The 23,891-nt window shown below is 65.5% G+C and carries 22 protein-coding genes; 11 read left to right on the top strand and 11 right to left on the bottom strand.

The window, feature by feature from the left end:
• Positions 1-12 precede the first annotated feature (12 nt).
• From KY500_RS10885 to KY500_RS10875, 3 genes are read left to right on the top strand one after another with little or no spacing between them, the layout of a single operon-like run.
• A complete protein-coding gene (locus KY500_RS10885; RefSeq protein WP_219900588.1) occupies positions 13-1,557 on the top strand; it encodes an ABC transporter substrate-binding protein in 1,545 nt (514 codons plus the stop codon).
• Positions 1,554-2,768 carry an amidohydrolase family protein gene (locus KY500_RS10880; protein ID WP_255579192.1) on the top strand — a complete coding sequence of 405 codons (1,215 nt, stop codon included), beginning with the start codon at positions 1,554-1,556 and terminating at the stop codon, positions 2,766-2,768. The genes KY500_RS10885 and KY500_RS10880 overlap by 4 nt, the downstream gene beginning before the upstream one ends.
• Positions 2,765-3,745 carry an ornithine cyclodeaminase family protein gene (locus tag KY500_RS10875; RefSeq protein ID WP_219900587.1) on the top strand — a complete coding sequence of 327 codons (981 nt, stop codon included), beginning with the start codon at positions 2,765-2,767 and terminating at the stop codon, positions 3,743-3,745. Before KY500_RS10880 ends, KY500_RS10875 begins: the two co-directional genes overlap by 4 nt.
• 112 nt (positions 3,746-3,857) lie before the next feature.
• Here the strand turns inward: KY500_RS10875 and KY500_RS10870 are convergent, their stop codons facing one another.
• The 7 genes from KY500_RS10870 to KY500_RS10840 form a co-directional block, all read right to left on the bottom strand.
• Positions 3,858-5,381, bottom strand: coding sequence for an alpha-N-arabinofuranosidase (locus tag KY500_RS10870; RefSeq protein ID WP_219900586.1), 1,524 nt, complete (start codon positions 5,379-5,381; stop codon positions 3,858-3,860).
• A gap of 54 nt (positions 5,382-5,435) precedes the next feature.
• Positions 5,436-6,728, bottom strand: coding sequence for a family 1 glycosylhydrolase (locus tag KY500_RS10865; RefSeq protein WP_219900585.1), 1,293 nt, complete (start codon positions 6,726-6,728; stop codon positions 5,436-5,438).
• 46 nt (positions 6,729-6,774) lie between these two features.
• Positions 6,775-7,668 carry a carbohydrate ABC transporter permease gene (locus KY500_RS10860; RefSeq protein ID WP_219900584.1) on the bottom strand — a complete coding sequence of 298 codons (894 nt, stop codon included), beginning with the start codon at positions 7,666-7,668 and terminating at the stop codon, positions 6,775-6,777.
• Complete coding sequence (locus KY500_RS10855; protein WP_219900583.1) at positions 7,665-8,618, bottom strand: carbohydrate ABC transporter permease; 954 nt, start codon at positions 8,616-8,618, stop codon at positions 7,665-7,667. The genes KY500_RS10860 and KY500_RS10855 overlap by 4 nt, the downstream gene beginning before the upstream one ends.
• Before the next feature lie 11 nt (positions 8,619-8,629).
• Positions 8,630-9,895: an ABC transporter substrate-binding protein gene (locus tag KY500_RS10850; RefSeq protein WP_219900582.1), complete on the bottom strand. Its 1,266-nt coding sequence runs from the start codon at positions 9,893-9,895 to the stop codon at positions 8,630-8,632.
• Between the two features lie 153 nt (positions 9,896-10,048).
• Positions 10,049-11,116, bottom strand: a complete 1,068-nt coding sequence (locus tag KY500_RS10845; protein ID WP_255579191.1) for a LacI family DNA-binding transcriptional regulator — start codon at positions 11,114-11,116, stop codon at positions 10,049-10,051.
• Between the two features lie 265 nt (positions 11,117-11,381).
• Positions 11,382-12,227: a hypothetical protein gene (locus tag KY500_RS10840; protein ID WP_219900581.1), complete on the bottom strand. Its 846-nt coding sequence runs from the start codon at positions 12,225-12,227 to the stop codon at positions 11,382-11,384.
• Positions 12,228-12,657: 430 nt separating this feature from the next.
• Between KY500_RS10840 and KY500_RS19310 the strand changes: the two genes are divergently transcribed.
• Together KY500_RS19310 and KY500_RS19795 are read left to right on the top strand one after the other, a co-directional pair.
• Positions 12,658-12,861, top strand: a complete 204-nt coding sequence (locus KY500_RS19310; protein ID WP_255579189.1) for an HTH domain-containing protein — start codon at positions 12,658-12,660, stop codon at positions 12,859-12,861.
• 11 nt (positions 12,862-12,872) lie between these two features.
• Entirely contained in the window at positions 12,873-13,046 is a 174-nt protein-coding gene (locus KY500_RS19795; RefSeq protein WP_255579187.1) for a hypothetical protein, read from the top strand.
• Positions 13,047-13,289: 243 nt separating this feature from the next.
• On the opposite strand, the gene KY500_RS10830 is transcribed toward KY500_RS19795, so the two are convergent.
• The 3 genes from KY500_RS10830 to KY500_RS10820 are packed head-to-tail and all read right to left on the bottom strand — an operon-like array spanning position 13,290 to position 16,037.
• Positions 13,290-14,078, bottom strand: coding sequence for a class I SAM-dependent methyltransferase (locus tag KY500_RS10830; RefSeq protein ID WP_219900580.1), 789 nt, complete (start codon positions 14,076-14,078; stop codon positions 13,290-13,292).
• Positions 14,079-14,087: 9 nt separating this feature from the next.
• Positions 14,088-15,626 carry an EAL domain-containing protein gene (locus KY500_RS10825; RefSeq protein WP_219903406.1) on the bottom strand — a complete coding sequence of 513 codons (1,539 nt, stop codon included), beginning with the start codon at positions 15,624-15,626 and terminating at the stop codon, positions 14,088-14,090.
• A 39-nt stretch (positions 15,627-15,665) separates the two neighbouring features.
• On the bottom strand, positions 15,666-16,037 hold the full coding sequence (locus KY500_RS10820; RefSeq protein WP_219900579.1) for an STAS/SEC14 domain-containing protein: 372 nt from the start codon (positions 16,035-16,037) through the stop codon (positions 15,666-15,668).
• Positions 16,038-16,346: 309 nt separating this feature from the next.
• Between KY500_RS10820 and KY500_RS10815 the strand changes: the two genes are divergently transcribed.
• From KY500_RS10815 to KY500_RS10800, 4 genes are all read left to right on the top strand, one after another.
• Positions 16,347-17,045: a YafY family protein gene (locus tag KY500_RS10815; RefSeq protein WP_219900578.1), complete on the top strand. Its 699-nt coding sequence runs from the start codon at positions 16,347-16,349 to the stop codon at positions 17,043-17,045.
• Positions 17,046-17,156: 111 nt separating this feature from the next.
• A complete protein-coding gene (locus KY500_RS10810; protein WP_219900577.1) occupies positions 17,157-17,564 on the top strand; it encodes a VOC family protein in 408 nt (135 codons plus the stop codon).
• 90 nt (positions 17,565-17,654) lie between these two features.
• The gene (locus KY500_RS10805; protein WP_219900576.1) at positions 17,655-18,128 is read left to right on the top strand and encodes an epoxide hydrolase N-terminal domain-containing protein; all 474 of its coding nucleotides are present in this window, start codon (positions 17,655-17,657) and stop codon (positions 18,126-18,128) included.
• A 161-nt stretch (positions 18,129-18,289) separates the two neighbouring features.
• Complete coding sequence (locus tag KY500_RS10800) at positions 18,290-18,805, top strand: hypothetical protein (protein ID WP_219900575.1); 516 nt, start codon at positions 18,290-18,292, stop codon at positions 18,803-18,805.
• 25 nt (positions 18,806-18,830) lie between these two features.
• On the opposite strand, the gene KY500_RS10795 is transcribed toward KY500_RS10800, so the two are convergent.
• Positions 18,831-19,598 carry a nuclease-related domain-containing protein gene (locus tag KY500_RS10795; RefSeq protein WP_219900574.1) on the bottom strand — a complete coding sequence of 256 codons (768 nt, stop codon included), beginning with the start codon at positions 19,596-19,598 and terminating at the stop codon, positions 18,831-18,833.
• A gap of 310 nt (positions 19,599-19,908) precedes the next feature.
• Between KY500_RS10795 and KY500_RS10790 the strand changes: the two genes are divergently transcribed.
• A complete protein-coding gene (locus tag KY500_RS10790; RefSeq protein WP_255579184.1) occupies positions 19,909-21,168 on the top strand; it encodes an exonuclease domain-containing protein in 1,260 nt (419 codons plus the stop codon).
• A gap of 150 nt (positions 21,169-21,318) precedes the next feature.
• Positions 21,319-23,853, top strand: coding sequence for a DUF262 domain-containing protein (locus tag KY500_RS10785; RefSeq protein WP_219900573.1), 2,535 nt, complete (start codon positions 21,319-21,321; stop codon positions 23,851-23,853).
• The last annotated feature ends 38 nt before the right edge of the window (positions 23,854-23,891 follow it).

Raw genomic sequence — 23,891 nt, 5'->3', positions numbered from 1 at the left:
ATGAGGATCCCCATGCCCACATCCACCTTCCGCCGCCGGATGCTCAGCATCGGCGCGCTCGCCGCCACCGGAACCCTGATGCTCTCCGGGTGCGCCGGCGGGTTCGACGACAGCGGCGACGCCGGCTCGGGCGACACCCCGACGCGCATCGTCGCCGCCATCCCCACCGACCCCACCTCGATGGACCCGATCAAGTCCGGCGCCCTGGTGGTGCTGTCGGTGTTCTTCCACACCTTCGACCAGCTCGTCACGATCACCGCCGACGGTGAGCTCGCCCCCAAACTCGCCACCGAGTGGACCCCCAACGACGACCTCACCCAGTGGGACTTCACCCTGCAGGAGGGCGTCACCGCCAGTAACGGTGAGGCCATCACTGCCGAGGATGTGGCCTTCTCCTACCAAACCATCCTCGCCGACCCCACCGGTGAGAACTTCGCCTACCTCAGCTCGGTCGCCTCGGTCGAAGCCGTCGACGACCTCACGGTGCGCTTCACCCTCAACTCGCCGTTCTCGGCCTTTCCCCGCAACACCTCGTTGATCTCGATCGTGCCCGCCGACACCTACCAGGAGATGGGAGCCGACGCTTTCGCGCAGGCCCCGATCGGCTCGGGCCCCTACGTTTTCGACAAGATCCAGACCGGCGTCTCCTACGACCTCGTGCGCAACGACGACTACTGGGGAAAGGCACCGGCCATCGAGTCGATCTCTCTGCAGCCGGTTTCTTCCGACGAGTCCCGGGTCAACGGCGTGCTCTCCGGCAGCCTCGACGTGGCTCCCATCGGCCCGACCCAGGTGGAGTCGGTGGAGAGCCAGGACTCCGCCCAGGTGTTCTCCGCACTCTCCAACGGTGTCGTCTTCCTTGGCGTCAACTCCACCAGCGGTGTGCTGACGGATGTGCGCATCCGCGAAGCCATTGGTCTCGCCATCGACAAGGAGGCCATCACCGACGGCCTGCTCTCCGGGCTCGCCGAGCCCGCCAGCACGACCCTCGCCCCCGCCGTTGAGGGCTACAGTGACGAGGTGACGGACTCCGGCTACGACCCCGACCGGGCCCGCGAACTGCTCGCCGAGGCCGGGTACGCCGGGGAGCCGATTCCGTTCGACTACGCGACCGACGGTCGTATCCCGCTCTCGGCCGATGTGGCCCAGACCATTCAGGCCTCGCTCGAGGATGTTGGCTTCACGATCGACCTGCGCGGCGCCGACCAGCAGTCACACACCCTCAAGGTGCGCGGCCGGGAGATGCAGGGGATCTACCTGAACACCTGGGCGCCCTCCACCGTGGACGGCGACCTGCCGCTCACTGACCTGTACGAGCCGGCCGGCAACAACAACTACGCGCAGGACCCCCGCACCGCTGAACTGGCCGCCGAGCAGCGCGGCGTGGAGGGCGCCAGCCGTCTCGACGTGTTCTCTGAACTGCTCAGCTACAGCAACGAGCAGGGCTACTACGTGCCGCTCTACGTGCCGATGAACAACTATGCCGCCGACCCCGACCTCAACTGGACGCCCCGCGCCGACGGCCTGTTCGACTTCACCCAGACGAGCTTCAAGTGAGTCGCGCGCTGATCACCGACGCCCGCCCCTGGGGCGGCGCCGCGGCCGACATCCGACTGGTCGACGGAGTCATCGCCGAGGTCCTCCCACCCGGCACCGCTCCGCAGACCGGAGAGACGCTGATCGAGGGCCGGGGCCGCATCCTGCTCCCGTCCTTCGCCGACGTGCACGTGCACCTCGACTCCACCCGCATCGGCTTGCCATTCCGCGAACACACGGGTGCGCCGGGCGTCTGGGGCATGATGCTCAACGACCGGGCCAACTGGCGCGGCGCCGAGACCTCGATCTCCGAGCGCACCACCGAGACCCTGGCCCGCATGATCGCGCACGGCACCACCAGCGTGCGCAGCTACGCCCAGGTCGACGTGGATGCGGGCCTCGAACGGTTGCAGGGCGTGCTCGCGGCCAAGGAGGCGCACCACAATCGGGCCACGGTGGAGGTGATCGCGTTCCCGCAGGCCGGTCTGCTGCGCGAGGAGGGCTCCTTCGAACTGCTCGAAGAGGCCATGCGCCAGGGCGCTGACGTGGTCGGGGGCATCGACCCGTGCCTGCTCGACCGTGACCCCGCACAGCATCTCGACCTGGTCTTCTCGCTGGCCGAACGCTTCGACGCTCCCATCGACATCCACCTGCACGAGCCCGACCAACTGGCCAAGTTCTCGGCCGAACTGATCGTGGAACGCACCCGCGCCCACGGCATGACCGGCCGGGTCACCATTTCACACGGCTACGGCCTCGGCGAGCTTCCCCAGGACCAGCTGGTTCCCCTGCTCGAGCAGTTCGCCGAACTCGACATCGCCTGGGCGACCATCGCCCCCGCGACGCCGCTGCCGACCCTGCTGCTCGCCGAACACGGCATCCGGCTGGGACTCGGCGAGGACGGCCAGCGCGACTACTGGTCGCCGTACGGCAACGCCGACATGCTCGACCGCACCTGGCAGCTGGCGTTCACGAACAACTTCCGTCGGTACGAAGACATCGAGCACTGCGTCGCGGTGGCCACCATCGGCGGACGCTCGGTGCTCGGTACCGCCCCGGCCCTGCGGGGGCACCTCGACCGGCCCGGAGTCTCGGTCGGCGACCCCGCCGACCTCCAGCTCATCACCGGCGAGACCGTCACCAGTGCGGTGATGGACCGACTGCCCGACCGCACCGTGCTGTTCCGCGGCGCGGTTGTGGCCGACGGCCTCGAGCTGACGGCCGCCGCATGATCGTGCTCACCGCCTCCCAGCTCGAAGCCCTGGTCGACCGGCCGGCCACCGAACGGGCCGTGGCGCAGATCTTCGCCGACATCGCCCGGGGCGCGGCCACCCAGCCGCCGCCCACTTCCATGGCCACCGAGGCGACCACCGGCCGCTACATTCTCATGGCGGCGCTGTCGGACACCACCGGTACCGCCGCGGTCAAATTGCTCGCCGACGTGCCCGACAATTCCGCCCGGGGCCTGCCGACCCAGCGCTCGATGATCGTGGTGCTCGACCGCGAAGATGGCGCCCCGGTGGCCCTGCTGCACGGCGGCGTGCCCACCCGGGTGCGCACCGCCGCGGCCAGCGCTGTCGCCACCCGCGCCCTGGCCCGCGAAGACAGCCGTGTGCTTGGCCTGGTGGGGGCCGGCGGGCTCGCCCGCGAGCACGTGGAAGCATTGCGGGGAGTGCGGGACTGGAATCGGCTGGTCATCTGGTCGCGCACCTCGGTGCGCGCGCAGGCCCTCGCCGACTCTCTCGAATGGGACGGTGCCATCGAGGTGGTGGAGGAGTGTGCGTCGGTCTTCGCCCAGGCGGATGCGATCTGCACCCTCACCCCCTCCGTCACCCCGATCATCCGCGGAGACTGGCTTCGGCCCGGCCAGCACCTCAACGTCGTCGGCGCCCGCCCCCGGCCCGACGAACGCGAGGTCGACTCGGCAACGATGGCCAGGGCTTCGGTGTGGGTCGACGACATGGCCACAGCCGAGACCAAATCGGGCGACCTCATGCTGGCCGTGGCGGAGGGCGCACTCACCCTGCAGGATGTGGTCGGATCCGTCGGCCAGGTGCTCGCGGGCCTCCGCCCCGGCCGCACGAGTGCCGAGCAGATCACCCTCTTCGACTCGGTGGGCATCGGCGCGCAAGACCTCGCGATCGCCGACCTGCTGGTGCGCGAGGCACGGGCTCGAGGCGTCGGCGTGGAGCTCGATCTGAACGGCTGAGGGCGCGACGCAGTAACGGGTACGGCCTTGCACGAGCAGCTGTCGCTGTTCGGCAAGGCCGTACCCAGTTCATCTCCCCCCACGAGGTGGGTCGCCGGTCAGCTGGTGAACGCTACTCGCCCGGCAGCGTGCTCACCCGGATCTCGGTCCACGACACGGCGGGCAGGGTGATCGTGGCGATGCCGGCGGAGAGCACGACGGTCCGGTTGGCGGTGGGGCGAACCCGGTCGGGGTCGGTGAGCGTGTTGGCTGCGTTCAGGTCCGGGTCGCTCAGGGTCTGAGCGCTGACGGACACGGCGTCGCCGAGGTGGGTGAGGTCGATGGTCACCTCGGTGACCTCGTTCTCCGATCTGTTCACGAGGTACACCGCTCCGCTGTCGGTCTCGTCGTTCCAGGCCGCGACGGCGTCGACCACGGGCACCGTGCCGTACCGCGCGGTCTCGTAGGAGTGACTCTCCAGTTGCACGTCGACGGCCCGGCCGACGGCCGACGCCGAGGTGGCCGCGAACGGGAAGAACGTGGTCTGCCGCCAGGCCGGCCCGCCGGGCTCGGTCATGATCGGTGCGATCACATTGACCAGCTGGGCCAGCGAGGCGCTGGTGACCCGGTCGGCGTGCTTGAGCAGCGAGATCATCAGGCTGCCGAAGACCACGGCGTCGGTGACGGTGTAAACGTCTTCGAGGAGGCGCGGTGCCGTGGGCCAGTTGTCGACGCCGGCGATCTTGTCCACGTTCTCGAAGCGGGTGTTGTACCAGATGTTCCACTCGTCGAAGGAGAGCTGGATGCGCTTGGAGCTGCCACGCACCGCGCCGACGTGGTCGGCGGTCGCCACCACCTGTTCGATGAAGCGGTCCATGTCCACGCCGGAGGCCAGGAAGCTGGCCCGGTCGCCGAGGTCTTCGTAGTAGGCGTGGCAGGAGATGAAGTCGACGTCGTCGTAGGTGTGCCCGAGCACCACCCGCTCCCATTCGCCGAAGGTGGGCATTGTCGAGCTCGACGACCCGCACACCACCAGCTGCAGGTCGGGGTCGAAGGCGTGCATCGCTTTCGCCGTCTGCGAGGCGAGCTTGCCGTAGTCATCCGCCGAGCGGTGGCCGATCTGCCAGGGGCCGTCCATCTCATTGCCGAGACACCACATCCGCACATCAAACGGGGCGTCTTGCCCGTTCTCCCGCCGCTGCTCGGCTAGTGCGGAGCCCCGAGCCAGGTTGGCGTACTCCAGCAGGTCCAGAGCCTCGGCGGTGCCGCGGGTGCCCAGGTTGACGGCCAGCATCAGGTCACTGCCCACGGCGTCGAGCCAGCTCTGGAACTCGTGCAGGCCCACCTCGTTCGACTCGGTGGAGTGCCACGCCAGGTCGAGCCGGGTCGGCCGCTGCTCCACCGGGCCGACGCTGTCTTCCCAGCGGAACCCCGACACGAAGTTGCCGCCGGGGTAGCGGATGGTGGAGACGCCGAGCTCCCGCACCAGCTCGATGACGTCGGTGCGAAACCCGTTTTCATCCGCGGTGGGGTGGCCCGGTTCGTAGATGCCGTCGTAGACGGCGCGGCCGAGGTGTTCGATGAACGAACCGAACAAACGCCGGTCGATGGCGCCGATGGAGGTGCGCGGGTTCAGGGTCAAATGGGCGTGCGGCATCGCAGATCCGTTTCGTCAGGGCAATGAATAGAGGGGAGTGAAAGAGGAGGAGTGTCAGGCGACGACGTCGGCCGCATCCATCGACGAACCGGCGGCCACGAGCCGGGCTTCGGTCGCGTGTCGCTGGAACGAATCGGCCACCGGATTGCGTCGGCGGGCGAGCTGCCCCGACGGCGTTTCGACCAGGTCATGCAGCCCCATCGTCAACAGATGATCGGCGCGGGGAGCCTCGGTGTGCCGCCAGGTCCATTCGTACATGTCGAACAACGGCCACCAGGTGTAACCGACAACGTTGACGCCGTCGGCCTTGAGCTCGTGCAGCGCGCCCACGGAGGCGTCCAACCAGCGGCGCCTCTCGTCCACCGACCCGGTGACGCTGGTCTCGGTGAGCATGACCGGTGCGCCGTAGCGGTCGGCCCAGGTGGTGAGCACCTCTTTGAGTCCCTCGGTGCCGGTGTCTTCGTAGGGGCGCGGGTCGGCGAACCCGCCGCTGTGGTGGATGCCCGCCTCGAAGACCTCGGTGGAGTGCAGCGGGTAGTAGTTGACCCCCATCACGTCGGGCCGTACCGGGTTGGCCCGGAACCAGTCGAGCAGGGTGTCGTCGGCGCCTCCGCGCTCGAGCTGGCCGAGCAGCGGATGCCCCGGCCCGACCGCGCCGGTTACCAGGTCTTCCACGAGAAACCCCTGGTGTCGCAGCCGGGCCACGGTGTCGGCGTGCTCGGGGGCGTCCAGGTCGCCGGAGTAGCGGATGCCCGCATCCACGTGCACAAAGGTCGCCCGGTCGCCGAGCACCGAGGCGATGGCCCGTTGGGTCTTCACGAACCCCTCGGCGAGGGCGGTCGCGATCGACACCATGCCGGTGGGGCCCGAGAGGTACGGCGGCCAGTAGGCGTACTCGCCCGAGAACAGGGCGTGGATGACGGGTTCGTTCACCGGGGTGTAGTCGGTGGCCACGTCGCCGTAGCGTTCCGCGAAGCGCTGGGCGTACTCGGTGACGTGGTCGGGGTAGTCGGGGTGTGAGAACTGGCCATCGAGCCAGAGCGGCGTGCCGTAGTGCAGCAGGTCGACCACGGGCCGGAGGCCCAGTTCGCTGAAGCGGGCCATCACGCCATCCACCCACGACCAGTCCCAGCGGCCCCGGTCGGCGGCCACCCGATGCCACGGCACGCCCCAGCGCACCATCTCGGCGCCCACCTCGGTGGCCAGCTGCAGATCGCCGGCGTACTGCGCGTAGTGCTCGGTGAGTTCGTATTCGTCGATGGCGCGCTCGCCGGGGCGGGACTGCGGAACGAAGGTGTCCTCGATGCCGACTGCGAAGTGCAGTCTGCCGTCGTCAAACCAGGTCATGGTGCTCGATTCAGTGAGAAGAGAAGTGATGGGATGGCGGCGTGAACTATTTCAGGCCGCTGCTGGCGACGCTTTCGATGAAGCGCCGCTGCACCAGGAGGAAGAGGATCGCCAGCGGCAGCACGGCGATGAGGGCGCCGGCCATCATCACGCCCTGCGGGATGATGCCGCCGGGGCCGGTCAGAAGGGTCAGGCCCGACGTGATCGTGCCGTGGTCGGTCTCGGTGGTGAACACCAGCGGCCAGAGCAGGTCGTTCCAGTTGTTGACGAAGGTGAAGATGCCCAGGGTCATCAGCGCCGGGATGGCGTTGGGCAGCACCACGCTCCGAAACACCCGGAACTCGGAGGCCCCGTCGATGCGGGCCGCGTTGTCGAGGTCGCGGGGGAGCGAGAGGAAGAACTGCCGCAGGAAGAAGATGCCGAACGCATCCGCCGCACGAGGCAGGATCAGCCCGGCGAAGGTGTTCACCCAGCCCAGGTCGGAGACCAGCTGGTAGATCGGGATCAGCGTCGCCTGGAACGGGATCATCAGGCTGGCGATGATGACGATCAGGAGCACCTTGCTGCCGCGAAAATCGAGGCGGGCCAGCGCGTAGGCGGCGAGGGAGTCGAAGACCAGGGCGAACAGGGTGACCCCGCCGGCGAACACGAAGCTGTTGCCGATCAGCCGCGCGAAGGGCAGCTCGGAGAAGATCGCCCGAAAGTTGTCGAGCGTCCACACCGTGGGTGCGAGCGTGGGCGGGTAGGCGTTGACCTCGGAGGCCGGTTTGAACGCCGTCAACACGATGATGATCACGGGCAGCATGATGGCCAGGGTCACGACGAGGAACCCGACGAAGTAGAGCGCCCGGGTGAGGCTGACCCGTGGAGGGCGCCGGCGTACCGTGCGTGGGGCGGATGCCGGGGCGGGGGGTGCCGGGCGGCTGAGGGTGCTGGTCATGAGCTGGTGTCCTCTCCACGCCGACCGAAGAACAGGAACTGCACGAGACTGAGCAGCAGCGTGGCCACCAGCAACACGTACGACAGCGCGGAGGCGAACCCGAGTTCGAGGTCCTTGAACCCGGACTGATAGATCTCCATCACGATGGTTTGGGTGCTGCGGTACGGGCCGCCGCCGGTGAGTACGTAGATCTGGTCGAAGGCCTGCAGCGCCGCAATCAAGGCGATCACCACCACGAACGCCATGGTGTTGCTGAGCATCGGGAAGGTCACATTCGTGAACCGACGCCATCCGTTCGCGCCGTCGAGCGCCGCCGCTTCGTACAGGCTCTTGGGGATGTCTTGCAGGCCGGCCAGGAAGATCACCATGTAGAAACCGAAGCTCTTCCACACGGCCACGAGCACCACGGTGGGCATGGCCAGCGCCGGGTCTTCCAGAACGTTGCCGATGCGGATGCCGACGGCCTGCAGCCAGTAGTTCAGCAGGCCGATCTGCGGGTCGAGCAGGTACGACCAGGCGAACGCAGCCACAGCCAACGACACGATGAACGGCAAGAACAAGGTGGTGCGAAAGAACCCGCGGAACGGCAGCTGCGGGCTGTTGATCGCGAGGGCCAGCACCAGTGCCACCACCAGGGCCATCGGTGTGAACATCACGGCGTACAACGCGGTGTTGCCGATCGACTGCAGGATGCTCGAATCGGTGAAGACCCGCGCGTAGTTGGCCAGGCCCACCCAGGTTTCCTGCCCGAAGCCGCTGGCGTCGGTGAACGAGAGCCGGAGGGCCGAGAGCATCGGCCAGCCGACGAAGGCCGTGAGGATGATCAGGGCCGGGGCCAGGAATCCGACGACGACGGCCCGGCGGCGGAAGCCGTCGTTGAGCGGTCGCCGGCCGCCGAGCTGGCCGGGCGGGCGCCAGGGGCGGCGCCGTTGCACAGTTGAAGTCGTCATCGGATTCCCGCTTAGTTGTCGAGCGCCTGCTGCACGGCTGCCTGGGCGGCCGTGAGGAGGTCGGCGGGGTCGCCGCCGGCGAGGGCCTTCTGGGTGGCTTCGTCCACGGCGGTCAGCACATCGGTGCTGTTGACGACGCCGGGCAGGAGTGCCCGGCTGGTGTCGGAGAACTCCGTGAGAGCGGCGACGGTGGCGTTCGAGTTCACGTCTTCCGGAGTCACATCCGTGCGGAGCGCCGGCCAGCCGGAGCCCAGCGACCAGGCGGTGGCGACGTCCTTCTTGTTGAAGTAGGCCAGGAACTTCTCCGCGGCGGCCTGCTCGGCCGCGGAGGCCTGCTCGGTGACGGCCATCGAAACGCCGATCGCTGAGGCCGCTTGGGCGTCGGGGCCGGCCGGGATGGCCGCGATGCCGTAGTTGATGCCCGCGTCGGTGGCCAGTCCTGTCATCCAGGGCCCGCCGATGTGCATGACGGCCTTGCCCGAGGTGAAGAGGGCGTCGGCGTCGATGCCGTCCAGGCCGGTCGGCGAGATCTTGTCCTTCTGCACCGCGTCGGCCCAGTAGGTGAGGGTGTCGATGTTGGCGGCCGAGTCCACGGTGGCCGTGGTGCCGTCGTCGTTCGTGATCGATCCGCCGCCGCCTTCGAAGAGGCTGGCCCAGACGCCGTTGCCGACGGTGCCGTGGTCGGGCAGCGCCATGCCGTACTGCTCGGGAGTGCCGTCGCCGTCGGCGTCGACTGTCGTGGCCTTGGCCGCGGCAACCCACTCGTCCCAGGTGGTGGGGAAGGTCGTGATGCCGGCGGCGGCGAGCTTGTCTTTGTCATAGAAGACCGACAGCGGCACGAAGCCGGTGGGAACGCCGTACTTGGAGCCGTCGACGGTTTCCATGGCGACGGCCTCGGTGTTCAACTCAGCAGTGTTGCTGGTGTCATCGGCGTAGAAGTTGTCCAGGTTGACCAGGGCCTTCTTTGACGCGTAGACGGGCAGGCGCTCGGCCGGCATGGCCACGATCTCGGGGCCTTCGCTGGCGGAGAGCGCGGTGAGGAGGGTGTCGTCGATGACGGCCCAGGTCTTGGTCTGGGGGGTGACCACCACGTCGCTCTGCGAGGCGTTGAAGTCGTCGACGATGCCGTTGAGCACGTCGCCGTCGGCTTCGGTGTAGCCGTGCCAGAAGGTCAGGGCGATGGGCCCGTCGCTGGCGGCGGGGGCGGGGGCGGCGCATCCGGTGAGACCGGAGACGACGACGGCGGAGACCGCAAAGGCGGCCATCAGCTTCTTCACTGGGTACCTGCTATCTGCTTCCCACGGCGTTGTCGGGAAGCTCTTGTAAGGGGGTTTCGATGCAATTTACATCGATGTAAATTTGAAGGTACGGCACCGTGCGCACCCTGTCAACACCAAAAGCCAAGTTGTGACAGAGCGTGGTCGGTGGGCTCAGTTGTGGGCGAGCATGGGCGGCGCGGTTGTGGCCAGTGCGGGCGTCGGCGCGGTGGATGCACGCACCTCGAGCGAGTAGCCCACCTCCACGTGCACGGAGTCGGACGTGTCATCGCCGGTATTGATGCGCGCCAGCACGCGATCCACGGCCAGCCGGGCCAGTTCGTCGCGGCCGGGGGAGATGGTGGTGAGGGCGGGGGTGGAGAAACGCGAGTCTTCGATGTCGTCAAAGCCCACCACGGCCACATCTTCTGGCACGCGCAGGCCCGCCTGCTGCAGGGCGCTCATGGCACCCAGGGCGAGGGCGTCGTTGAAGCAGACCAGGGCATCAAAACGCGTGCCGGCCGCCAGCATCTGGGTTACCGCCGCCGCCCCATCGGAGCGGTGCCACAGTGGCACGTCGGCGACCAGCTCCGGCACCACCTCGAGCCCGCGGGCGGTGAGCGCCTCCGCATAGCCCGTGAATCGCAGGGCACTGGTGCCGACCGGCCCTTCCGGATGCGCCCCGATCACGGCGATGCGGCGCCGCCCCAGGTCGAGGAGGTGGTCGGTGGCCGTGCGGATCGCGGCGGTGTTGGGCAGCGTGATGTGGTCGGCGGGACTGCCCTCGACCCAGTCGCCCAAGACCACCACGGGAAAGTCCACGGACAGGCCGCTGACGTCGCCGGGCCCCAGCGCGAGGGGGCTGAAGATGAGGCCGTCGATGGCGTGCCGGCGCATCGCGGCGACCGTGGCGATCTCGTCGTCGTCGCTGCTGGTCTGCTCGATGAGCACCGTGTAGTCGTGCGCCTTCGCGGCCCGGATCACGGCATCCGCCAGTTCGGCGAAGTACGCCTGGCTGAGCTCCGGCACGGCGAGCCCGATCACCTTCGTGCGCCCCGACCGCAGGTTGCGGGCCGAGATGTTGATCTCGTAGTTCAGCTCGGTGACGGCGCTCATGACCTTGTCGTGCATGCGGGTGCTGACGTGTTCGTAGCCCGACAGCACGTTGGAGACGGTCTTGACCGAGACCCCGGCGAGGCGGGCGACGTCTTGCATGGTCGCAGAAGAGCTCTTGTCTTTCACCGTTGCTCCCCATTCCCCACGCCGTTTCACGGTTTCATCTTGACCGTACCTCACGCTGGGGGCCCGTGCGGAGCGGGGGCGCTGGTTTCTCTTGGATGGGAAAGGTTAGGTAGATAGACGTTTCTGTGCGCCCAGGGGTGCCGGCTCAGCTGAGTGCGCCGACCAGGCCGGCTCGCGCAGGCCAGGGCAGTAGCTGCTGAATGGTGCGGCTCGCGGGGCCCGCGGCGAAGAACTAGCTGCTCAGTCGCACACGCTCCCCGGAGCCCTAGCCGCGTACCGTCGGGGCGGGCGAGCCGGCCGCCTGCCATTCCCGCAGTGTTACCGGGCGGTTCATGCCCGGACCGGCGTACCAGATGGTGGGGTCGCCTCGGAAGGAATAGAACGTGTCTCCGGGTATCCGCCGCAGTGTGGACGGTGTCGGAAAGCCTTCGGCCTGCCATTCGTCGTAACCCATTGGGCGGCCGGCGCCTGTGCCGAGATCGGACATGCGCGCCAACTCGGGCGCCCAGGTCAACTTGAGATACCCCTCGTTGCCACGTACCGCGAAAGCGCGAAGACCGGATTCCGCCCACTCCGCATAGGTGAGCTTGTGGTTCACTCCGTCGGGACCTTCGACGAAGAGCTCGTCGGAGGTGCCCCACTTGTAGAAGTAGCTGTCCGCGATCCAGCCGGCGTTACGCGGAGTGGGCTTGCCGGCGGTGACCCACTGGTCGAAGAGGAGCCGGTCCCACATCCAGTAGCTTTCGCCGCCGGGCCAGAACGTGACCGCGTACACGGTGGGTGACCATGGATACTTCACGAAGTCCGTCAGCGAGTCGGCCGGGGTCTGGAACTTGTAGACGTCTCGCCACTTCTCGTAGCTCAACGGCACCGCCTCGCGGCGGCCGTTCTCGCCGAGGATGAACTCGTAAATCGTCGATTCGTAGGCGATCTTGTAGAGCGGTTCGGGTGCCTCGGGTGCCTCGGGTGCCTCGGGTGCTGCCGGTGCAGTCGTTGCCGGTGCAGTCGCTGCCGGTTCAGGCGGTGTTACCTCGGCGGGGGCCGCGGTGGCGGGTCCCGCACCACCGAGGAACACCGACACGGCGACGAGGCTGGCTCCGAGCTTCAGCATTGAATTTTTACGCACGTTCTTCCCCCATTGCATTGCGTTAGCCGGGGCTGCCGGCGAGGCACCCCTCTGGCCGAGCATGACACAGTTGCGGCCAGTTCGGAATGGCGCCATGCCGGTTCGTCGTCGCTCTCGATGACGGGGGGTGAACTGGCGGCCACATCCCTCAGGGCGGGGTGTGCTCAGGATCGCGTCATCGGTTCGGTGCACGCCAATCAGCCGTGTTCGATCACGGTTCTGCCGCGCTTCGACAACTACCCTTCACGGCCTGAGCAACTCGGAGACGAGTGCCCCATGGTCCTTCCTGTCCCGACAGCCACGACCCGCTCAACCACCTCGGCGAGTTCGGCGTGCCACCGGGCGGAGGTGTCGGCGGTCGATCCCGGCGTGCAGTCATCCGTCGCCACCCGCACTACCCGTATGGTCGAACCACATGAATCGCACCGACCGGATCTACGCGATCGTGGAAGAACTGCGCGCGATCGCCCCGCGGCCCCGCAGCGCCACCTGGCTGGCCCACCGGTTCGAGGTGAGCACCCGCACCGTCGAACGGGATATCAGCGCACTCAGCAGACCGGGGTGCCGGTGTGGGCGGAGCCGGGGCGAACCGGCGGCTACTGCCTCGACGCGGCGATGACCCTACCGCCGGTGAACTTCAGCCCCGACGAAGCCGTTGCCGTCGCGATTGCGCTGCGTGGTTTGTCGGGCACGCCATTCCACCAAACGGGCAGCATGGCCCTCCGCAAGCTGCTGGTGGCCATGCTCAGAGGATTCGACGCCTCCGGAAGCGGTCGGAGAGCCGGAAGCGGCGACCGTTGGTGACGGAGCCGGATTCGAGGTCATCGTGCATCCGCCCAACAGCGTGGCGAGCGGAATCCCGACCACGCCAACCCAGCGAAGTCCCCGTTTCCGCCCCATGTTGTTCACTCTAGGTGCCCCGCGCTGTCACTGCCGCGAATTGCGGTCTGACCGGGCCGGCCTCTTGCTCGCCAGCCAGGCGTCTGCCTCATCGTCATCGACGTGGGCACATCCGCGGTCACCGTCGCCTGCGACGCCTAACCCGACCTACGCGCCGGCCAGTAGAGCGAAATATCCCGGAACATACTGCGATCGGCCGCTGGCGTTCATGGGAGTCACTTCGATCTGTGCCGGCCCGTCGGCGATCAACTGCCAGTCCGAGTCAGGGAAGGTACTCTGCCGTTCCTGCGTACCAAAATGGCCGGGCCGGGGCAGGTTCTCCAGGGCCCTTTGCAACTGCCGTGGCATGCGTCGCCGCGTGGCGCCCAGCTGTTGCAGGTAGGCAAGACTGCTTCCGGGAAAGTTGGTTTCGGCAAGAAACACTCGGCCGGTGTTTCCGACAACGGTGCGTAGGTTGGCAGCCATGCTGGTTTGCTGGTCTGGTTTCAGCACGTGGAAAACTCCGCGCACAAAAACGTTGGCAGGCCCTACTAACTCCAGCAGGTGCTTTCCAACGCCTGTTTCCGTTGCATCCATGGCCAGGAACTCAACGTTAGGAAGATCTGTGGCTTCCCGTCGAGCTAGCTCGATGGCGCCGATGGATACATCAATGCCGATAGCCCTCGGGAACAGACCAGCAAGCCAGCGGGTATGGGTTCCATTGCCACACCCCACGTCGATGACGGGAAGAGCCGGATCGAAATTGCTCTTAAGGGCGTCGGTGTACTGCTCGTGCTCGGTCTGGGAGCCGGAGTCCCACAGCACGTCGCCCGAACGGCCGGTGGTGTGAATTCCGCGCCAGTAGCCGTCCCACGCGGCTGATGGGTCCTTCGGTGCCCGGGAGGTGAGGCGCACGACCGACGGGACAAGTAGCATCCGCTCCCACAGCTCTGACATGCTCTCACTCTACTGACGGTGCGCGAGACTCCTGAGCCGTCCCAGAACCGTCTCGGGCGGTAGCGGGCGGTCATAGAAATAGCCTTGTCCGTACAGGCAGCCCATGGTCTGCAGGAGAACCGCCTGTTCGGCGGTCTCAATGCCTTCCACGATCGCCTTCAGGCCCGCCGAGTAAATCAGTTGGAGAATGGCAGCAACGAATTTTTGCTGCTGAGGGTCCGATGCCATGTCCTGAATCAGGGAACGGTCGACTTTGACCGTGTCTGCTGGAAGCGTTCGGAGATAGCTAATGGACGAATAGCCGGTGCCGAAGTCATCGATTTGCAGCCCCACCCCGAGATCTCGCAGCTGGCCCAAGACTTGTTCTTCCGCCGTTCCCTTCGACATCAAGACGGTCTCGGTGATCTCTAGAACCAATCGCGGCGGAGCCACATGATTCGACGCGAGCGTCTCTTTGACATCTTCCAGCAGGTCGCTGCGAAGCAGTTCGGCGGCGGAAAGATTGATGTGTAGGCAGAAGTCAGTCAGTTCAGGCTCGGTTTCGCTCCAGCGCCTCAACTGGGCGACGCCTTCATGAAGCACCCAACGTCCCAATTCCAGGATCAGACCGGTTTCTTCCGCGATGGGAATGAAGCTGTCCGGCATGATGAGTCCGCGCACCGGATGCTGCCACCGAACGAGGGCTTCGAAACCGATGACTGTTCCTGAGGCCAATTCGACCACCGGCTGGTAACGCAGTGCCAGCTCGCCGCCGGTAACGGCGTTACGAAGTTCGGCCGTGATGCGGGAGCGTTCCCGAACGCTGTCGAGCATGTCGGGGTGGAACAGCTGGACGTTGTTGCGGCCCCGCGCCTTCGCCTGATACATGGCAATGTCCGCATCCCGAATCAGCGACTCGGTTGGATGGCCCGGCGTGCCGATGCGCACCCCGATGCTGGCCATCGCCCAGACGGTTTCGGTTCCGACCCGCACGCTGTCCTGAAGCTCAGCCGACACCCGGTTCGCGATAGTCAAGACCTCCTCTTCCGTGGCGTCTGTGACGAGGATGGCAAACTCATCCCCGCCCAAACGCGCCACGGTATCGACGGGCCGTACGGCGCGTTGGAGGCGTCGGGCAACCTCGATCAGCACGGCGTCACCGGCCTCGTGGCCCAGAGCGTCATTCACGGCCTTGAAAGAATCCACGTCCAGCACCAGCACAGCCGGAGGTCTCCCACTGTCCGTGCTGGCCTGGATCGCCTCGTGGATTCGCTCGTTGAGCAGGGTCCTGTTCGCAAGTCCCGTGAGGTCATCAGACTTGGCCATCTGTTCCAGCTCGGCCTGAGTTCGCCGCAGCATGGCGGTACGGTCAGAAACCCGCTGTTCCAGATCCGAGTAGATGTAACTGAGTTCCTCGGCCAGGAGGTTGACGCCGGTGATCACAGCGTCGATGTCATCCCTCAAGTCCGACGGTTCCACGCGTGCGTCCAAGTCGCCCGCAGCCAACCGGACGATACCGTCTACCAACTGCTGGAGACGAGGGTCATTGGTGCCGTTTCCTGAGCTCATATCACTCAAAGGTGCAATCTGCGCAGCGCTTCGGGATGCTCAGGCACCGGCGGTGAGCCATTTCATGGCTTCGCTGCGCGATGTGAAGAACTTGGTCGGACACGGCGGCACGTGCACTCCGAGAAAAAAGTTCGCCAAAACTCGGTCAACGGGTGATTTGCCCAAGAGCGCAATCCGTGAGGCGCTGCAGGGAATGGACCACACGGACCTGGCCTCTCGGCTCACCGAACCGACCGCTGCCATATCGACGAGCATGCCCCGGCGTTCGTTCCCGCACGCGTCGTTGACTTTCGCCATCGCGACTTGGGCATCTTCGACCTGAATGTGAACTCCAGGCCGCCAGCGCAGATGAAGAAGTCCGTCGATCGTTTCGAGAGTCTCTTTTGCGTCGTCAGCAGCGACCGGGCCCATCGCAACGTCCTCCCCCCAGGCACGCAGCCGAACCGTTCAGCCACGCCTCAAAACTACTCGCGTTCAGTTGCTTAACAAATCACTCCTCGGATCAGAATTTGCAGCAGCTTCTTCCCTGCCGAAAACAGGTTCCTCCGTCAGTGCTGCGCGGGCATCGTGGTACCGCTTTTGTCGGGGGAGTGGCCGCCGCCCTGCGCCGTAGTCAGGACGCTGTGGCAACGCGACGTGCCCGACCAGCGACCCTGTGAACGGCCGATACCGCCGTGCAATCATCCGTCGCCACCCGCAATACCCGTATGGTCGAACCAAATGAATCGCACCGACCGGCTGTACGGCATCGTGGAAGAACTGCGCGCGATCGCCCCGCGACCCCGCAGCGCCACCTGGCTGGCCAACCGGTTCGAGGTGAGCACCCGCACCGTCGAGCGGGATATCAGCGCACTCCAGCAGACCGGGGTGCCGGTGTGGGCGGAGCCGGGGCGAACCGGCGGCTACTGCCTCGACGCGGCGATGACCCTACCGCCGGTGAACTTCAGCCCCGACGAAGCCGTTGCCGTCGCGATTGCGCTGCGGGGTATGTCGGGCACACCATTCCACCTGGCGGGCAGCACTGCCCTGCGCAAGCTGCTGGTGGCCATGGGGGAGACCGACGCACACGCGGCGACCGAGCTGGCGAGCCGGATCCACTTCGTCGGTGCCAGCGCCGACTCGCCGACGATCCCGGCGGTGCTCACCCAGGCGGTGACGGCGCGCCACGTGCTCCGGCTGCGCTACACCGACCGCTCGGGCGCCAGCACCGTGCGGGATGTCGAGCCGCTCGGTTACGTCGGCTCCACCACCGGCTGGTACCTGCTCGGCTGGTGCCGGCTGCGTACGGGCATCCGCGTCTTCAAGCTCGACCGCATCGACCGGGTCACGGCCACAACCGAGCGGGCACCCCGACGCACTGTTCGACCCGACGACATCCAGGTTCCCGACGGCGACCTACTCACCCTTACGCTGCTCTGATTAATCCGAGAAGTGGATCTGGAAACACCGACAGAGGGCTGTCGCTCGGGCCCGAAAGCATGGTGAGAAGTGCGGATGCCCCGCGCGCCTCGACCCGAAAGAGCAGCCCTCATGAACCTCGTCTCCCTCCGTCTGATCACCGCTGACGTGGACCGTCTCGTCACGTTCTACGAAACGATCACCGGCATCACGGCCGATCGACCCAACGCCGACTTCGCGGAGCTGCGCACCCCGAACGGCACCCTGGCCATCGGCAGCACCCGCACCGTCGCCATCTTCGGCCCCGGTTCCGCCCGCCCGGCCGACAACCACTCGGCCCTCGTCGAGTTTCTGGTGGCCGATGTGGATGCCCTGAGCGCCGCGCTCGCTGCCCGCGGCATCGAACTGCTCGGCGAACCGCGGGACCTGCCGTGGGGCAATCGCTCCCAGCTGGTGCGCGACCCGGACGGCACCCTGGTGAACCTCTTCACCCCGGTGTCGCCGGCTGCGATCGCTAAGTTTGCTCAGGTCGCCGGCTGACCGGAGGCCTCTCACCGTGTCATGAATACCCCCGTCATTGCGACCGGGAGCATCCCGCAGCCACCGGACGAGATACACCAGACTGACCTCGTGACCTCTGCACCCCCGCTCGACGTGCCCCAGACCGACGTCGATGACCTGCGCGACCGACTCCGCCGCACCCGCTGGGCACCCGCGTGGCCGGTCACCGGCTGGACCGCCGGCACCGACCAAGCGGAACTACGCCGGCTGGTCGAGTACTGGGCCGACGGCTTCGACTGGGCTGCGCAGCAAAGCAGCATCAATGCACTGCCCTGGCACCGCGCCAAGGTCGCAGGCACCCCGCTGAGCTACCTCCGCTTCGACGCCGAGACCCCCGGCGCGCTGCCGCTGGTGCTCACCAACGGCTGGCCGAGTACCGCCATCGAACTCGTCGATCTAGCCCGACGCCTCGCCAGGCCGAGCGAGTACGGGGGAGAAGCGACGGATGCGTTCACCGCCATCATTCCGGTCCTGCCCGGGATTCTTGGCGCAGGGTCACGCGGCGAGCACCGAAGCTGGTGGGGGAACGGGGCCTCACCGTGATCGACACATATCACCCTGGGCGCCAGGCGCTGTGGCACAAAGATCCCGCCGTGCGTGCCGAACGATTGGCGCATCAAGTCGCCGCTTTTCAACAGGCTGCGGACGTCTGCGCGCACTCAGAATGATGGACGCACCCTAACCCACCTGAAGATAGTTGGTCGATGGCAGCGAACGATCTCAACCCCTCTGACTTCACCACCCACGAACTCCTCCGGCAGTACGCCGGCATCCTTCGAGAGCTCCGCGACCGGGGCTTCATCCGTACTCTGAACGCCCCAGCCGGCGACCTTGCCGAAACCCTCACCGCTCGTGCCTATGCGGGCGCCCTCGCACAAACCAGTGAGAAGAGCTGGGACGTGACCGCTGATGACGGTCGCCTGCTGCAGGTGAAGTCCAGAGTCGTCGCTGCCAGCGCACTTTCCAAGCCCGTCCAGTTCTCCGTCTTCCGATCGTGGGGCTTTGACGCCGCAATCTTCGTCGTCTTCGCGGCTGAGACCTACGAAATTCTGGCCGGATACGAAGTGCCAGCCAATGCCGTGCGCGAGAAAGCTAGCGTTTCCGCGTGGGTCGGCGGACAGCGACTCACGCTGTCCCTCGCGGGTCTCGAGGCGCTGCCCGGCTGCGTCGACGTTACCTCCACTCTGCAGGCTGCGCTCGAGAATCTGGATGCCCGATGATCACGGCGCGTTTGCCGCCAGGCACTCAGCGGCCGAACGACCAATAGATAATCGTCGCCGCAAGAAACGGCACCAACACTGGCACCAGCCGCTTGGCAAGACCAAACCAGTAGGCGCGGCGGCGGATGTGCGCATCCATCACGGCGACACCGTCATGCAGCGCTTCGAATGCGGTGTTGATCGCGACTCCATCCTGATACGGCTGAGGCTTCTTGCGCCAAGTTGCGGGCAAAGCGGCCACGTCCACGATTCGCTGCACCTGCTCGATACTCAAGACAGGGCGAGTCGTGAGGGTTTGGAGAAGTTGGCGCTCTGTGACGATGTGTAATTCGACGACACCGCCATCCGGTGGGCTCTTCGTGACCACGTTCGACACATCCACTAGCGTAATAATCGAAGTCACCGGCACGGTCATCCCACTCGCGGCCGAGAGCAGGGTAGCCGCGCGAGCGGCTTCATGGACGGCGTTGCGGATGTACGGCACCTTGTGGCCACCGACCAGCATGCCCTTTCCACCGATCCAGACTGACTTGCCCGGGTGGTGTTTTGTATTGATCGTGAATACGCCCGGCTGGCCGATCACGACATGATCGATATCGCTCGTACCGCTGCCGACCGGCACGGAGTGCAGCACTGTCCAGTCGGGCCCGAGTTCAGCCAGTAATTTCCCCACCCGGCGTTCACCGATCGCACCCGTGTACCAAGGCCGAGCTTCTTCGTTGAGGCGAATCATGCCCGGCCGTGGCGACGGCGCCACATCGTCGCTGGTCTGGGAGTTGAGCACCATGGCCATCAGGCCTTGAGCGGGCACACGGCTGCGTAGATCTGTCAACGAAAATCCCCCTAGGCGGCGCACCCGCGCTCTTTCATCCTTCAGGAGCGAGTGGCTTGGCACCAACCCCCAACCGGGGCAGGCGCCGGGAAGTGACCGGACGATTTGCGCGTGTGTGCATCTGGGACGAGTAATCGACCGCACGGCGCAAGGAGAGCAGCCCGTCGCACCCACCACCACTGGGGAGTGGACAGAGCGCCAACACCCTGGAAAGCTGAGCCGACGCCGCCATCATCCCGATGCCTCAGGCGCACGGGGAAACGGACGTGCTATGTCGCACAGCCTTGATTCGATGGCCAGGGGCTACGCAGTCATCGACTTCGAAACCACCGGCCTCTTCGCTAAGTCGAGCCACCGGGTCATCGAGGTGGCAGTGGTCCACGTGGATCCACATGGTCGCATCACTGGCAGCTGGGACACGCTGATCAATCCGAGTCGAGATCTGGGCAGGCAGGACATTCACCGCATACGCGCCGCCGACATCATGCAGGCACCGGATTTTGCTCACGTCGCGCCGCAACTGATCGAGCTTCTCTCCGGACGCGTGCTGGTGGCGCACAACGCTCGCTTCGACACGGGCTTCCTGTTGGCAGAACTGAATCGGCTCGCGTACGGCGGCGACCTGGAACCCCTTGGGCTGTGCACTATGCAGCTCGCCCGCGAATTCCTCCCGGGCTCCGGCAGAAAGCTGTCCGACTGTTGCGCGGCGTACGACATTCCTCTTGTCGACGCCCACCGCGCTCTCGCTGATGCCACCGCCACCGCGCACCTGTTGGGTGCGTACATTGCTGACGACCCGGATGCGCCGTTCTGGGCATTGCATTTGGACGCAGCGGCAGCATCCCCATGGCCACCGTTCCAGGGCGACCCCGCGGTGTGGGTGTCCCGCGACGACATCGTGCCGGCCGGCCCCATCGCCCCCACCTCCTGGCTGGACCGCATCACACTGAAAATGCCCGAGTTCGCTGGCCCGAAGGAGCAACTGGACTACCTTGCGCTCCTCGACCTGTGCCTGCTTGACAGAGAACTCTCATCTCACGAGGCGCGGGCGCTCGTGCAGCTCGCTGAAGATCTCGGCATCAACCGCAGCACCTGCGTGGCTCTGCATGAGCGCTATTTCGCCGACCTCGTGGCCCTCGCCTGGGCCGACGCTGTGTTGACCGAAGGAGAAATCGCCGACCTGATCACGGTCGCGCAGCTCCTGGGACTTCCCGCCTCGGCCGTCGCCACGGCGATGCAGCCACCCCAGCCGGTCACCGTGGTAGCTGTCGCGGAAGACGCCCTGGCACGCTTCATGCTGACGGTGGGGGACATCGTCGTCTTGACGGGCGAAATGCAGCGTCCCCGCGCCGACTGGCATGCCGAGCTCACCCACCGGGGATTCGTGCCGGGCGCCGGAGTGACGAAGAAGTCCCGGCTGGTCGTCGCCGCGGACCCGGACTCCCTTTCGGGCAAGGCGCGGAAAGCCCGCGACTATGGCATCCCGGTCGTGAGCGAAGCAGGACTGAGCTCTCTGCTCGAGCGCGCCTGACTCCCGTCGGCTCTGTCGCCGATGACGACTCACCTCATGAGTTGAATGCGAGTACGACGATTTGGATGAAGCAGCTCAAGACCAGACTGATGTTGTCGACGCCTGTTGCGATATTCTCCGAAGAGGTAGGCACCACAGCAAGGGGTAGTAGTGGACGTTCAAGAGACTCACATCCGGCAAATCCTTGAAGGAGCGAAGCAGTACCAGGTCCCGCTTTACCAGCGCCCGTACTCGTGGCAGTCGAAGCAGCTGGACCGCTTGTGGGAAGACATCGTCAAGCTGTCGGAGGATCGGCGGACCGATCCTAGCGCTTCGCACTTCATGGGTTCTCTGGTGCTTGCTCTAGGCCAGGTTGGGCCGAATGGACTGGAGTTCTTGGTCGTCGACGGTCAGCAACGTCTCACCACCATCTCAATCTTCTTGTGTGCCTTGCGCGACTATGTGCGCGACCACAATCCAGGTCAGCCGATGTTGAGTGACCAAATCCACGAGCAGTACATCGCGGATCGATACAAGCAGGGCGATGATCGTCTAAAACTTCTTCCTACTCAGGCTGACCGCGACCCCTACCGATCAATCGTTGAAAGAGCATCCGGTGCCGACTCCAAGACCGGAGTTGGAACGGCCTACGGGTACTTCCGCCGCCAGCTTGAATTGACCGACGACCCGGATGACCCGAATGACATTCAACGAATTCAGGACGCCGTACTCGATGGGTTGGCCTTCGTCTCCATCACCGCCAAAGACTCGGACAATGTGTACCGAATTTTCGAGTCGCTCAACAACACCGGAATGCGTCTCACCCAGGGCGACCTGCTGCGGAACTATCTCTTCATGCGCCTGGGAACCCGCGGACATGAGATGTACACCACGTGGTGGCTACCGCTCCAGCGGCGACTCTCGCCCGCCGATCTGGAGCAGTTGTTCTGGTTGGATGCCGTTGCCGAGTACCCGACGCTCAAACAGAGCGATATCTACACTTTTCAGCACGCGCGCCTCGAAAAGTTGGATAACGACGCAATCATCGCCGAGATCAAGCGATATGCGGGTTTATCCGAGCTGCTTGCCAACATGCGAAACCCCGAAGTCGCTGCAGACGATCCTGAGCGAGAGGGCGAACTGGACGAACAGGTTCGAAAACGACTACTTCGACTTCGTGCTTGGGGAACTACAACGGTAGACCCACTTCTGCTGCGACTGCTCAGTCTTCGGCAGAAGGGCACAGCGACGTCTGAGCAGATCGCCCGGGCGATGTCGGCGATCGAGTCCTTCCTCGTCCGCCGGGTGATCGTGGGTGGACCTGGCGCCGGCATCAACCGTGTTCTCTTGGCAACAAGCAGCGAGTTGCGTGCGGACCTGCCGGTGGACGTTGCGGTCCTTCAATACCTCTCATCGGGGCGCAAGTACTTCGGGACAGACGACCGCGTTCGTGCCGCAATACTCAACGAGCCCTTCTATCTCCGCGGAAGAAAGAATCAGCAGAAGCTCATCCTCCAGTGGCTGGACGAGAGTTTCGGCTCGAAGGAGGGAGTGAACTTCGACAAAGCGACTATCGAGCACGTGTTGCCTCAGACGCTCACCCCCGCATGGCGCCGTCAGCTTGAAGCAGATATTCGCGCCGGAGAGTCCGTCGAAGAATTGCACGAGAGCATCCTTCACACATTGGGAAATCTCACTCTCACGGCCTACAACTCGGAGCTCAGTAACGGAGACTTCGTCAATAAACGGATTGAATTCGCCAAGAGCGGTATTCGATTGACCAACCAGCTGGCACAAAGCGCCGATTGGGGGCGTGACGAGATAGCAGCCCGAGGTAAACGGCTCGCCGACATCGCAATATCGATCTGGATGGCCCCACTTACTCCGGACAAAGCTGTCGACTCAGGCGTTCAATGGTCCACCGCGCACAAGGCGATAATGGCCATCCCTGCGGGCAACTGGACGACGTACGGCGACCTGGCCGCCCTGATCGGTACTCACGCGGTCCCGATGGGACAGCATGTGGCTGCGGTTCGGATACCGAACGCGTGGCGGGTGCTCCAGTCAGCTGGAACGATCTCTCCGGGCTTCCGCTGGTACGACCCCTCAGATGAACGATTGCCACAAGACGTGCTGGAAGCGGAAGGTGTCCCCTTCGATGTGCGCGGGAGAGCTGATGAATCTCGGCGTCTCCACGCTGTGGATCTGGCTCAGCTCATCGGGGAGGGTGCCGTGGAGGATGAAACCGAGGAGCAGTACGGCTCAGAGCTGCCTTTCGTCGAACAGCTTTCGAGCCGGCAGACGCCAACCACTGTGCATGGAACCATGGAACTGATGAATGAGTGGAGGCGCATGGGAGGGACGCTCGAATACGGGACGAACGATGAGGTGTCTTGTTTTCTGATCGCCCCCAGCGCCCAGCCGGGTATGACGATCTGGCCTCTCGTAATCTATCCATCGGGATCCGTGGAGGTCGTTTTCCAGCACCTCTCTCGTCGAGCACCGTTCGACTCCCTGTTGCTCCGGGAAGAGTTCCGGGGTCTTCTCTCCGAAATTCGTGGCATCGACATCGACCCTAATCGCCTGAGCTTGCGCCCTTCTTTCTCGCTTGAGCTACTGGGCGGGATTGAAGAACGTCGGCGCCTCGCTGTCGTGTTGGCATGGTTTCTTGCACAACTGCCTTCTGCGCAGCTCGCCGGGGCGTGACGCCTCGGTCCGCGCCGGACTCATTGATTCATAACCTG

It is taken from the genome of Cryobacterium sp. PAMC25264 (assembly GCF_019443325.1).
Taxonomy (GTDB): domain Bacteria; phylum Actinomycetota; class Actinomycetes; order Actinomycetales; family Microbacteriaceae; genus Cryobacterium.
Note: the sequence above shows the minus strand (reverse complement) of the source record. Positions and strands in the feature narration are given on the sequence as shown.